Source organism: Iodobacter sp. CM08, from assembly GCF_033446605.1.
In the GTDB taxonomy this organism is placed as follows: domain Bacteria; phylum Pseudomonadota; class Gammaproteobacteria; order Burkholderiales; family Chitinibacteraceae; genus Iodobacter.
Map to the genome: position 1 here is coordinate 44,376 of NZ_JAWQUO010000029.1, position 12,837 is coordinate 57,212.

Annotated in this window: 12 protein-coding genes; 11 read left to right on the forward strand and 1 reads right to left on the reverse strand. The window is 51.4% G+C overall.

Translation table 11 applies throughout. From position 1 onward, the window contains the following. Window positions 1-24 precede the first annotated feature (24 nt). From cysB to R6242_RS16025, 11 genes are all read left to right on the forward strand, one after another. Window positions 25-960, forward strand: a complete 936-nt coding sequence (cysB, locus tag R6242_RS15975; RefSeq protein WP_293932789.1) for an HTH-type transcriptional regulator CysB — start codon at window positions 25-27, stop codon at window positions 958-960. Between the two features lie 67 nt (window positions 961-1,027). After that, window positions 1,028-1,858 carry a hypothetical protein gene (locus R6242_RS15980; protein ID WP_318428624.1) on the forward strand — a complete coding sequence of 277 codons (831 nt, stop codon included), beginning with the start codon at window positions 1,028-1,030 and terminating at the stop codon, window positions 1,856-1,858. Window positions 1,859-1,994: 136 nt separating this feature from the next. Beyond that, window positions 1,995-2,537: a GbsR/MarR family transcriptional regulator gene (locus R6242_RS15985; protein ID WP_318428626.1), complete on the forward strand. Its 543-nt coding sequence runs from the start codon at window positions 1,995-1,997 to the stop codon at window positions 2,535-2,537. 226 nt (window positions 2,538-2,763) lie between these two features. Next, a complete protein-coding gene (locus R6242_RS15990) occupies window positions 2,764-3,153 on the forward strand; it encodes a DUF393 domain-containing protein (protein ID WP_318428629.1) in 390 nt (129 codons plus the stop codon). 133 nt (window positions 3,154-3,286) lie between these two features. Continuing rightward, window positions 3,287-4,540: an SDR family oxidoreductase gene (locus R6242_RS15995; RefSeq protein WP_318428631.1), complete on the forward strand. Its 1,254-nt coding sequence runs from the start codon at window positions 3,287-3,289 to the stop codon at window positions 4,538-4,540. Between the two features lie 31 nt (window positions 4,541-4,571). Further along, a complete protein-coding gene (locus R6242_RS16000; RefSeq protein ID WP_318428633.1) occupies window positions 4,572-5,039 on the forward strand; it encodes a DUF2269 domain-containing protein in 468 nt (155 codons plus the stop codon). Between the two features lie 338 nt (window positions 5,040-5,377). Continuing rightward, on the forward strand, window positions 5,378-6,820 hold the full coding sequence (locus R6242_RS16005) for a TIGR01777 family oxidoreductase (RefSeq protein WP_318428636.1): 1,443 nt from the start codon (window positions 5,378-5,380) through the stop codon (window positions 6,818-6,820). 25 nt (window positions 6,821-6,845) lie between these two features. Continuing rightward, on the forward strand, window positions 6,846-7,382 hold the full coding sequence (locus tag R6242_RS16010) for a DUF4166 domain-containing protein (RefSeq protein WP_318428638.1): 537 nt from the start codon (window positions 6,846-6,848) through the stop codon (window positions 7,380-7,382). Between the two features lie 12 nt (window positions 7,383-7,394). Further along, the gene (locus tag R6242_RS16015; RefSeq protein WP_318428640.1) at window positions 7,395-9,827 is read left to right on the forward strand and encodes a PEP-utilizing enzyme; all 2,433 of its coding nucleotides are present in this window, start codon (window positions 7,395-7,397) and stop codon (window positions 9,825-9,827) included. Window positions 9,828-10,345: 518 nt separating this feature from the next. Beyond that, window positions 10,346-10,888: a cysteine hydrolase family protein gene (locus tag R6242_RS16020; RefSeq protein WP_318428642.1), complete on the forward strand. Its 543-nt coding sequence runs from the start codon at window positions 10,346-10,348 to the stop codon at window positions 10,886-10,888. Between the two features lie 141 nt (window positions 10,889-11,029). Beyond that, window positions 11,030-11,926, forward strand: coding sequence for an EamA family transporter (locus tag R6242_RS16025; protein WP_318428643.1), 897 nt, complete (start codon window positions 11,030-11,032; stop codon window positions 11,924-11,926). A gap of 48 nt (window positions 11,927-11,974) precedes the next feature. Here the strand turns inward: R6242_RS16025 and R6242_RS16030 are convergent, their stop codons facing one another. After that, the gene (locus R6242_RS16030; protein WP_318428645.1) at window positions 11,975-12,712 is read right to left on the reverse strand and encodes a PEP-CTERM sorting domain-containing protein; all 738 of its coding nucleotides are present in this window, start codon (window positions 12,710-12,712) and stop codon (window positions 11,975-11,977) included. Window positions 12,713-12,837 lie beyond the last annotated feature (125 nt).

The window sequence follows — 12,837 nt, forward strand, 5'->3', positions numbered from 1 at the left end:
GATAATTATGTGAAAGGATTTGCCATGAAGTTGCAACAATTGCGCTATTTAGTGGAAGTGGCTAAACAAGGTTTAAATGTTTCAGAAGCCGCCGAAAAACTCCACACCTCTCAACCTGGCATTTCCAAGCAAATTCGCCTGTTAGAAGACGAATTAGGCGTTCAAATTTTTATTCGCAACGGCAAACGTGTCGTGGATGTGACCGCTCCTGGCAAAGAAATCTTGCGTATTTCTGAACGCATGCTGATGCAGGCGCAAAACCTGAAACGTATTGGTGAAGACTTCATTAATGTAGAAGGCGGTAGCCTCACTATCGCCACCACCCACACTCAGGCCCGCTACGCCCTGCCTGAAACCATTCACAACTTTATGCTGCGCTACCCTAAGGTGCGCCTATCTATTAAGCAAGGCAGCCCAACACAGATCAGTGAAATGGTGGTTGAAGGTGCTGCCGATATTGCGATTGCTACCGAGGGGATTGATCATTATTCCGAGCTGGCCATGCTCGATTGCTACAACTGGAACCGTAGCATTGTGGTGCCGCTGGGCCACCCGCTGACAACGCTTGATCACCCAATCACGCTAGAAGACGTGGCTGCTTGGCCGCTGATTACTTATGACTTTGCCTTTGCTGGCCGTAATAAAATCAACCAAGCCTTTGAAACCGCTAATCTCACGCCTAATGTTGTGCTCACAGCCATCGATTCAGATGTGATCAAAACTTACGTGGCACTTGGCTTAGGCATCGGCATTTTAGCCAGCATGGCCTTTGAGGCAGATCGTGACCAACAGCTGGTTGCCATTGATGCATCGCACCTATTTGCCAACTCCACCACCCGGATTGGTATCCGTAGAGATGCCTATTTACGTGGCTATGCTTACGATTTTATCGAACTATTTGCCCCACACCTTAGCCGTAAAGTGGTGCAAGCCGCCTTGATGTGCGATACCGAAGAGTAAGGGTATGCCGTGGCTTATTGGCATCAAGCCATATATTTAATGATTGTCACATAGGGCACGGCATGCCGTGCCCCTACAATTTATATCTATGTTCTCCTCCAGCGATAAATCTGCCATCTACCTTGCCCTCTCTGATCATGAATCGGGCTCGCCTCGTCAGTGGTATTTCTTAGAGCTGGCAGCACTAGAGGCAAAAGGGCCGTACTCTAAACGGGCCCGCTGGTGGATTTTTTTACTGGCAAGATTAGGGCCAGCGCTGCTTACACCGGCATTGATTAAACGCGGCTTAAGCGGCGCAGCGCTTTATCAAAGCGCAGCCCAGCATCGCTACCAACTGATCTGCCAAAGCCTAAACGACACCATTTTGCTTAACGTCAGCCTATTAGCCCTGCTGGCAGGCTTTGAGCGGCTCACTGCATCGCAGCAATTTGCCCTCTGGCTACTTGCCATCAGTGGCGCAAGCTGGCAAATATGGCGAACTCGGGCTACTTATATCGAACCAGCAGCACACAACTTACCCGGTGCTGAAGCCAGCCTTGGCCTCTACGGCCTGCTCATTGCCAAAGGCTTAGAGCCAACATTTGCCACACAACTACTTAAGGGCTTACGCCAGCAACCAGCCCAAGCTAGCACCCAATTACAAAAACACCTCCCCGAACTAATCCCCCCTATAGGCAGCCGTCATGCCAAATCATTAAAAGCTTGCAGCTGGCTTATTCCCCTGCTGCCTTGCACTTGGCTACTGGGCTTGCTAGCCACTAGCTGGGGCTGGATGATCTGCTGTCTGCTGCTGATTGCCGCCTCTTATCCTGTTAACCGGCAATGGCAAACGCCCGCTTTAATTGGCCTCGCTACGGTCTGCGTTTATGCATTGGCTAGGCTGGTGCATTGGTGGTGAAAGGCTATCCCTGACCAGCCAATATTGCCGATTAAATAACTACAGCTACAAAAATCCTAAGCCTCCACACCTTTTACTTGCATTCCATCTACATTAGGAGTCTAATTTCTCTAAAGACAGAAACAAAGGAAATAAAATGCAGCTCAGCCCAACTATGGAGAAATACATCGCTCACTGGGGCGAGATGGGAACTAAATGGGGGGTGAATCGCAGTGTGGCGCAGATTCATGCCCTGCTGTTTCTGGTGAACCAGCCATTAACTGCTGAAGAAATCAGTGAAACGCTTAGCTTGGTGCGATCCAATGTCAGCAATAGCCTGAAGGAATTGCAAAGCTGGGGGCTGGTCAAAAAAGATCTGCCCATATTGGGCGAGCGACGTGATTATTTTATTGCCTTGCAAGATGTGTGGGAAATCTTCCGTGTGATCACCGAAGAGCGTAAAAAACGCGAGCTAGACCCAACGCTCACCGTGCTACGCCAGTGTGCCATTGAAGCCGAAACCGATACAGCAATCGAAGCCGCTACCCGTGTAAAAATGGATCAAGTGCTGGAGTTTTTAGAAGTGCTGTTGCATGGCTACGACGACTTTAAAAACCTCCCGCCCAGCGTATTACTTAAGTTGTTAAAAATGGGTGGGAAAATCGGCCAACTGGCTTCGATGTTTGGAAAAGAAGAATAAAGCGGATAGCAATCAAAGCGCCGCGCACGATGCCTAACGCTTACTCATCATCAATATCGTAGGGCGGGTGAAACCCGCGTTTTTATTACGTATTGCTCGCGGGTTTCACCCTCCTACAAATACAAAGTGCGGTTCTAAAAAGTTGATTTACATAGCGCTTATTAAGCCAAAGACTTCATCAAGTGCTTTCTTAATCTCAGCGTATTTTAAATACTAGGAGCACAAAATGTCTGCCTACACTCTTTTTTATGACCATGCCTGCCCGATGTGCCGCCATGAAATGCTGCGGCTTAAACGGCTAGATAAGCTGGGTGTCTTTACCCTGGTCAATATCAGCGCAGCAAATTTTGAGCTTGCCACCGCCCCAGCCAGTATGGAAAAAATGCAGGCACTACTGCATATCCGCCGCGATGATGGGCTGGTTTTAGTTGGGGTTGAGGCCATTGCCACGCTTTACCGTGCAGTAGGCAGGGGCTGGTGGACTGGCCCGCTAGTCTGGCGCGCAACGCGTGGCGTATCCAGCTGGATTTACGCCCGCATCGCCCGCCACCGCTACGGCATCAGCGTTTTACTTGGCTTTAGTCCGGCCTGCCGCGATGGCGTTTGCAAGGTTTAAAAATTCACCCATTTATTTCTCTTTATACAGAAATAAAGGAAACCAAATGTCATCAACAAGCAAACAGCGGCCCTGTAGTGGCGGGTATGAATACGCTCAATCTCGCCCCAAAATTGTTTTAAGGTAAAACGCCATGAACATCTTATTACTCGGTGGTAGCGGGCTAATCGGCAGCCGCTTAAGCAAGGCTTTATTAGCAGCAGGGCATAGCCTCACGCTCCTTAGCCGCCATGCAGGCTGTGCGGCAGATTACACGCCGATTCAAGCCGATTTTGCTGCACTGCAAAGCCCTAATGACTGGCTGCCCCACTTGGCAGGCATCGATATTGTCATCAACGCGGTGGGCATTTTTGCTGAATCTGCTAGGCAGACTTTTGCCGATATACATTGTGCAGCACCACAGGCCCTCTTTAGCGCTTGCGAGTTGGCCGGTGTGCGGCGCGTGATTCAAATCTCCGCGCTGGGCGCAGCGCCCGATGCGCCTACAGCCTACTGGCGCAGCAAAGGCATCGCTGATGCCAGCCTTGCAGAATCAAATTTAGACTGGACAATTGTCAGGCCGTCATTGATTTATGCCCCAGAAGGGGCCAGCTGCCGAGTATTTTGCAGCCTAGCCACGCTGCCCTGCCTTACCCATTTAAGCGGCGCAGCGGATGTGCAGCCGGTGCATATTGACGACCTGATTGCGCTACTGATCAAACTGGCAGCACAGCCAATGGCTAGCAAACAGGTGATCAACGCCGTAGGGCCGACAGCTATGCCGCTTAGCCACTGGTGGCAAAGTTTGCGGCAGGCAATGGGCCTAGCCCCCGCCCTCACCATGGCTATTGCGCCGTGGTTACAAAATTTAGCCGCCAGATACCTACCGAATTCCTTGCTTACGCCAGACAGCCTCAGCATGCTGCGCAGCGGTAATAGCGCCGATGCACGACCATTTGCCACCTTACTAGGCAGAGCCCCACAGCCTGCCCTGCCTACCCAACAAGATAAAACAGAAGTTAGGCGTCATGCACAGCTCAGCTGGCTATTGCCGCTCTTACAACTATCGATTGCTTTAGTTTGGTTTGGCACAGCTGCCGTCAGCTTATGGGCGTGGCCGCGAGCAGAAAGCTATGCCCTGCTTGGTAAAACAGGCATTCCCAGCGCTTGGCAGCCGCTGCTGTTTTATGGATCGGTGGCGATGGATACGCTATTTGGCGTGCTTTGCCTGCTGGGAAAAGGCTGGCGATTACAACTCTGCTTGGTACTGACTTACAGCATCATCATTGCCTGCAAGCTGCCGGAGTTTCTGTGGCACCCCTTTGGCCCACTGCTTAAAAACTTGCCGATTCTGGCACTACTGATCTTATTTTATCAGCTGGCACATAAACCATCGGCACGCCATTAAATAGCACTTACACACCTTAAAGGCCTAAGAAATGAACTACTACCTGACCCTCAAGTTTCTACATATTTTGTCCGCCACGCTGATGTTTGGCACCGGCCTTGGCACGGCGTTTTATATGTTTGTGACTAATCGCAGCGGCAATGTGCAAGCGATTGCCGTGGTTTCTCGCTGGGTGGTGCGTGCGGACTGGCTATTTACCACGCCAGCGGTGATTTTTCAGCCGATTTCTGGCCTGCTGATGGCTTACTCACTGGGCTACCCGCTGACGGCAAATTGGTTATGGATATCTATGGCGCTGTACGCACTGGCAGGGATCTGTTGGCTGCCTGTGGTATGGCTTCAGCTAAAAATGCGCGATATGGCGCAAAACGAGGCCCAAGATAACAGCGCCCTGCCCGCCAAATACTGGCGCTACGAGCGAATCTGGACGGCCCTTGGTTTTCCAGCATTTATTAGCCTGATCGTGGTGTATTGGCTAATGGTAAATAAGCCTTTTTGATCACCGCTTACCAGTTGATGTTATGCAGTAGCCCATTTTTCAGTGCCTGCGGCACGATATTTTGGGCGGGGTCCCCCGCGTGGGAGTGCCTTTTCTTGAGCGGCCAAGAAAAGGCACCAAAAGAAGGCCGCCCCAGCATCCGCGAAACCCCGAGCTGCGGACAAACGAGGCGGTGTCAATTCAACTCGCTTCGCTCAAACACGAATTGACGACATCCCCGCCCCGTTTGTTCCTCGCTCGGCGCGTCTTAAGGGGAGGTAAAACAGCCCCGTGCAACGATCTCAAATTAGAACCACCCATTTTGGGTGTTGTGTAACATCAGTGACAAGGTATAAATCATGCAAATCGTTCTGTATTTACTCGTCATTCAAGGCTTGATGGGCGCTTTTGACACCCTCTACCACCATGAATTAACCGTTGCCTTGCCTCGCGAAAAATCCGCCAGACGCGAGCTGCGCTTACATACAATCCGCTCACTACTTTATGCCGTGGTGTTTGCTGGCCTTGCCTGGTTTGAATGGCGTGGCCTGTGGCTGTGGGGGTTAATTAGCTTGATTTTGATCGAAATCATTCTGACGCTTTGTGATTTTGTTGAAGAAGACAAAAGCCGCCTTTTACCCGCCACCGAGCGCATTACTCACACTGTTTTAGCCATGAATGGTGGTGCGCTGTTTGGGCACTGGGCCATCGCTATTGCCCCAACTTGGGCCAGCCAGAGCAGTGATTTACACCTTGTCAGTTACGGCATCTATAGCTGGGTATTAAGTCTATTTGCGCTTGGGGTGGGTCTATCGGGGATTCGAGATGGATTTGCCAGCTACCAACTTTTTAAAGAGGCACAGATCATGAGCAGTAATCCTTTTTTAAACGGGCCACAGCAAAGTATTTTAATCACGGGTGGCACAGGCTTTATTGGCGCGGAGCTGACCGAACAATTACTGGTAGCTGGGCATAGCCTCTGCCTTTACAGCCGCAATCCGCTGGCCGCTAATAGCCGCTTTCAGGGCCGAGTGCGGGCGTTTTCGAGCTGGGATGCGCTGTCAACTAATGAGAAATTTGGCGCGGTAATCAATTTAGCCGGTAGCCCCGTGGTTGGCCCACGATGGAGCGCTGCGCGTAAACAAGTATTGCTCGCCAGCCGCGTTGCCACCACCCAAGGCCTGCTGGGCTGGCTGGCCCGCGCCGCGCACAAACCTAGCGTGCTGATTAATGGCTCGGCCATTGGCTATTACGGCTGCCGAGGCGATGAGCCGTTGGACGAAAGCGCCAGCCCACAAAACGAATTTATGTCGCAACTTTGTAGCGAATGGGAAGCCGCCGCCTGCAAAGCCGAAACCTTTGGCCTGCGAGTGGTCAGGCTGCGGCTAGGCTTAGTATTTGGCCCTGGTGGCGCACTGCCTAAGCTATTAATGCCTTACTACTTTGGCCTTGGTGGGCGCATGGGCGATGGTCGTCAGGTAATCAGCTGGATACACAGGGACGATGTGCTGGCCATCATCGCCCAAGCACTTTGCGATAGCCGCTTTAATGGCGCTTACAACCTTACCGCCCCCGAAGCCCCCACCCAAGCCCAGTTTGCCCAAACAGCCGCTCGCCTACTGCACCGCCCAAGCTTCTTCACTACGCCTGCGTGGCTGATCGACGCACTGGCTGGTGAAATGGGCGCGCTGTTTACCAAGGGCCAGCGGGTGATTCCTCAGCGCTTACTGGATGCAGGCTACAGCTTTAAATACCCAGACTTAGTCAGCGCTTTACAAGCGCAGCTTAGTAAATCCAAATGAGCCAAGCGCAGATTGGTAAACAGCAATGAGCCCGCCATCTCTTTATCAGCAAGCCCTCGGCAGGAATTTTTCTTTACTGAGCCCCCTACTGCAAACCCTGCACCTGAATGGGCAGCAGCTCTGGCAAGGGCAAGCCGAGGTAAAATGGGGCAAACCCAAGCTTATCCGTGCCCTGCTTGGGCTAGCGATGCACTTACGTCTATTGCCAGCAGAAGGGCTGGGCGTAGCATGCCAAGTGAAAATTAGCCCTGATGCCCGTGGTGAAATCTGGCAACGCCACTTTGCCAACAAGCCCATGCAATCCCGCCAACGCTGGCGCAATGGCCAGCTTTGGGAGCAGATGGGCCCGCTGGCTTTGCAATTACACAACCAAGTCATCGATGGCCAGCTAGTGCAAACCAGCCAGAAAACCCGCTACTTTGGCCTGCCCATCCCCTTACGGGTGCAGGCTAGGGAATGGGCCAGCGTAGATAAAGTGCATTTTGACGTTGAAATTGGCTTTAAAAATGGCGGCATGGTTTTGCATTACACTGGCGAGCTAAGACAGTCAGCCGCCGTTTAAACAAAGAAACCCATGAAAAAACTCTATCTACTTGCCGGTAATGGCAGCGCCAGCGATTGGTGGGACGATGTTTTGCCCCATTTCACAGCCTATCAAGCTGAAGCTATAGAGCTGCCCGGCTTCGGCGACAATACCGAGCCGCTGCCTGATTCCTTGCAAGCACTCTCATTGGCACTAGAAAAGCAGCTAGCGCCTGGCCATGCTATTTTGGCGACAGGGATTAATGCGCTGCCGGTTTTGCATTTGCTGCTGCGCCGCCCCGGTTTTTTCTCACGTGTGGTTTTGCTTTCACCGGTCGGCGTTTTGCTGTGGAAACGGCGTTTACCTAGGCTGATGGCCGTGCCTGGCGTCTTGCCTTTGGTGCAGGCCTTACTTTCCCGCTATCCCAAACTATTTCACCGCCAATATGCCGCCGCTGGCTTTGCTCCCAATTATCCAAGAATTGCCAGTGGCTATCGCCGTTGCCGCGCTTTTCAGCCTTATTTTCGTTGGGTGCAGCCCGATTCAGCACTGACTTTATTTGAGCAGATTAAAGACCCAATCGAGCTGATCTGGGGCAGCAACGACAAGGTGGTCAGCCCAGCACACGCGGCAGCATGGGAGGCTGTACTTTGCCGCGCCGATTTAACCGTTACCTTGCAACCAAGCTGGGGCCATTATCCTTTTTGGCAGCAGCCCGCCGCCTTTGTGCAATGGCTGGAGCAAGGAGAGCCAGGCTTTGCAGCGCACACCAAGGCTGGGCGTTTACAACTCGCCCGCCATGCAGGGCTGTCGGTGCCCGCTTTAATGAGTATTCAACAGGCTGATGACCCCGCTTTAAGCGCCTTTTTGCTAAAGGATGCGCCACATGGCTGGGCCGTGCGCTCATCAGGAGATGACGAAGACGGCATTGATATTGCCAATGCTGGGCGACACCAGACTTTTCTGCGCGTTGCCAGTGCGGATGTCGCCGCCAAGACGGCAGAGATTTTAGCCAGCGGCGTGCGCACCGTGGCGGTTCAAACAATGATAGAGCCGGTCTTATCGGGCGTGGCCTTTGTGCGCCCGCTGGCCGCACATATTGAATGGGTAGCAGGCCATTTAGCAGCCTTGGTGGACGGTACAGCCAGCCCAAACACTATGCTCTTATCCCGAAAGGGTGGCGCATGGGGCCAGCAGCCCGCTTCCTTGAATAAATCGCTTCATCAACCAGGCCCTGATCCGCGCCAAATATGGGATTTTCTGCAAAGTATTGTGGCCACGTTTCACCAAGCGCATTTGGATATCGAGTGGGCATGGGATGGCCAGCAGTTTTGGATGTTGCAGGCGCGGCCCGTCACGGTTTACCCGTGGCAGCGCTGGTTGACTTCGGCCAATATCGATGAAATCCTGCCCGAGTCCCCTAGCCAGTGGATGGAAGCCGCGCAACGTGGGGCGGCCGCCAGCATCCCGCAGGTCTACGCCCGCTGGGACACACGGGTGCTAGACGATAACGAGCCATTTAGCGCCATTTATAATGACGCCAGCTATATCAATAGCGATTTATTCCTTGCCAGAATGGCCGACTGGGGCATGGATGGCCGGCAATATGCGCGTGAAATTGGCGGCAGCACGCCTGCCATGCCGATGCGGCCTTGGCGCTGGATCAGCTCGCTGCCGGTGTTTATCCGCATGCTATTTGCCAGCCGCCTTGCCATTAATCAGCTAGATAGTGCGCTGGCACAATGGCAAGCAGAATTACAAACGCTGGAAGACCAGCAGGCATCCACCGAACAATTTGCCCGCTGGTGGCTGCGCTTTTATTGCTGGCTGGTGCAGCAAAACCTTTGCATTGGCGTAGCCTTAGCCAGCAGTGGGGGCGATGCCTTAGGCAGGCCAGCTACGGTGTATCAAAACCTAGCCGCCAGCACGCACCGCCTGCCATGGGAAACCGATCCCGCCACGCCTCGGCCAAACCATCCAACGCCTCTCTTAAACGCTTTAGACGCTTGGCCTTGGCCGATACGGGTGGCGCACCGCTTGGGCCTGCCAGGAATGCGCGGTTATTACCGCCAAGTACGCGAGCATTTTCGGGATCAGCTGATGCGGATTTTTTTCCAGCTGCACCACGCCGTTCCTGAGCGCAGCCAATTTTCGCCGGTCGCATCGGCACGCAAACGACGCGGCAGCTTCTGGCAAACCGGCTCTGCCGAACAGGGCCAAAGTGCCAGCCTGCTGATTTACCCTGGGGACGCCGAGGGCATTCTTGGCAAGGATATCTTGCTGGTTGATAGCTTAGACCCTGGCCAGCACCAGCGTTACCGGCAAGCCAGCGCGATCATTGCCCGCTCTGGCGGCATTTTATCGCATGGCTCCACCCTGCTGCGCGAGCTAAAAATCCCCTCGGCTATCCTGCCGGATATTGATACAGCATGGCTGGGTAAAAAAGTAAGCCTGCAAGACGGAAGGATAAGGCTGATTGATTAGCACAACCATTTGCTTTTGCCAAACCCACAACGAAACAAGGCACGTCATCCCCGAGTATTTTTATCGGGGATCCAAAGTTTTTTGGGGGCAAATATTATAGGGAACCTCGAAAAACCCATCTGATCTCATAATACTGCGTTGCACATTAAAAAAATCTCCTTACATATCAAACATATGCAGCATCTATTTTTTTAATACGCGCCTTGCCTTATTTAGAAATATAGGTTTTTCGAGGCCCCCTATAGATTACCGCCTGCACAGAAATGACGCCTAAAGTACTGAGGAAAGCGACTCACTAGAAAACCTTTTATTGAAGATCTATTCCCCAATAATTTCTACCCTAACTCCGCTCTAAAAATAGGCACTCGCCATATAGGCTCAAGATGAATTACGGCATTTATCTTGTTTAAGAATAGATTGGCGTAATCCGTCCCTAATTTGGCGAATCAACCCATTAGCAAGACAGGCATACAGGTTTAATCTCTCACTAATCCCAACGCACTACAGAGAGATAAACCATGTCAAACACCGCACTGATCCTGATCGACGTACAACAATCCTTTCTGCATCGCCCATTCTGGGTAGAAGACGATATGCCACAATTCCAACAGAACATCAGCCAGCTGATTGAAGCTTGCGTGGCAAAAAATGTCCCCATCGTGCGTATTTTCCACGTATCCAGCGGTGTATTTGCTCTGGAGTCTGGCTTAGTCATCCCGCTGGATTGGCTGCCGCCGCAGCACGATGTGGTATTTCATAAGCATGTACACAACGCCTTTAGTGATACGGGCTTAGATTACTGGCTGCGTAAACGTAATATCACTAAACTGCTCATTACTGGCATCCGCACCGAGCAGTGCTGCGAAACCACCGCCAGAATCGGCAGCGATATGGGCTATGAAGTCGATTTCATCTCCGACGCCACCCTCACCTTTGCCATGCAGCACGCCCAAACAGGCCGTATTTTGAGCGCGGCAGAGATCAAAGAAAGAACCGAAGTGGTACTAGCTGGGCGCTTCGCCAATATTGTAAGTACAAAAGACTGCATCAACGCACTATAAGCGTGGCACAGCCAAGGTAATCCCCCCACCACCAAAGCTGAGCAATATAAGCCCCGCTGTTACGACCGATTTATGATTTTCTGTAGCTGATGCAGCGGGCAGATGTCTTATAAGCTGAGCGTCTGCCCATAAGGAGCCACCATGAAAACCAAAGACATAATGCTTGCCTTCTTAATTGTGCTGATCTGGGGCATCAATTTTGTAGCGATTAAAATTGGCCTGCATGGTGTGCCTCCATTACTGCTAGGCGCATTACGCTTTATGCTAGCTGCGCTACCGGTGCTATTTATCGCCCGTCCTAAAGTGCCATTACGGCTATATTTGGCCTATGGCTTAACGATTTCGGTTGGGCAGTTTGGATTTTTATTCAGCGCCATCAATATGGGCATGCCATCAGGGCTGGCTTCGGTGGTATTGCAAGCGCAGGCTTTCTTTACCTTGGTGCTTTCTGCCCTGCTGCTGAATGAGCAATGGAAAAAAGCCCAGCTTGCAGGGTTGATCTTTGCAAGTATTGGCCTCGCTTTTATTGGATCGGCCCACGGACAGATGATGCCATTACTGGGATTTTTGCTGACACTGAGCGCCGCCGGTATGTGGGCAATGGGTAATATAATTACCCGCAAAGTGGCCGCTACAGGGCCGGTAAATATGTTTTCATTTGTAGTCTGGGCCAGCTTGGTTCCGCCACTGCCTTTTTTGGCGCTCTCTTGGATAATTGATGGGCCTGCAGCAATTAACAGTGCCATTAGCCACTTTAGCTGGACTTCACTGGCCGCCGTGGCTTATCTGGCATGGGCAGCCACCTTACTAGGATACGGCTTATGGGCGCGATTATTTAGCTTGTATCCCGCCAATCAAGTTGCACCATTTAGCTTACTTGTGCCGGTTGTGGGGCTGATTACGGCGTGGCTGGTATTTGGCGAAACGCTTAATGGCTTACAATGGGCTGGGTCTTTATTGCTGATGTCGGGGCTATTGATCAATCTATTTGGGGGGCGCTTGAAAAGCATGGTGGCTTTGAAATTAAAACGAGCTTAGCTATATAACAGTATTAAAAGGCGGTTGCCAGCCGCCCGTATAAATCGACTACTTAAATTTACGGCGGCGTACAGCCAATAAGCCCAACAACCCCATGCCCATTAGTGCGTAGGTTTCTGGTTCTGGTACTGGTGAAATAGTAGATACGGTATAGCTATTGCCTTTGGGGGTGTAAAAGAATTGCTTTCCAGCTAGTGCATTTTCTGTGGCAGCGCCATTACCGATATAGCCATTTGCACTGCCATTATATGCAATCGTGGTCGATCCATTGCTAATACCGGCAGTAGCTGCATTACTAGATAGTTTATTGCCATTAATATAATCATAGCTAACGACTACCGTTCCATTCGCCAAGCCAAAACGATTTCCCGCACCTAATAAGGTCACTTGAAAAGTTGCCGCATTATCTACGCGTGGTGAATAACTACCAATATCTTGCCATGTTGCTGTAAATTCAGCATTGCGGGTATTATTATAACGCATGGTACCTTGCTTATAGATCTGCAGATCATCAAAGAGAGCAGAAATAGCCGGGCTACCATTTGGCGATGCGGAGCTGCCGTTTGAATAGGCATTTGATGCAGCCCCAAACGTCAAATAACCATTACTGCCCATATACGTTTTAGCGTAGCTATTACCAAAAAATTGGAAACCAAAATTTAAGCCTAAAGCTGAGCTAGAAAAATCATCCCCTATTGTGACTAATGAAGTATCACTCGCACTATTAGGAACAAATAGTGTAGCACTAGCAAACTGCGTAGCAAATAGCATGGCGGCAGCTAGCATCAATTTACCTGATTATGTCTCTTGCTCAACCTCCTTGCTCAAACCACCTAAAAGGCCTAAGGTGAACGAACGTTCTTTTGTGGAGTGGTCGTCATGGCAATCAACCCAATCCAGATGCAAAAGGG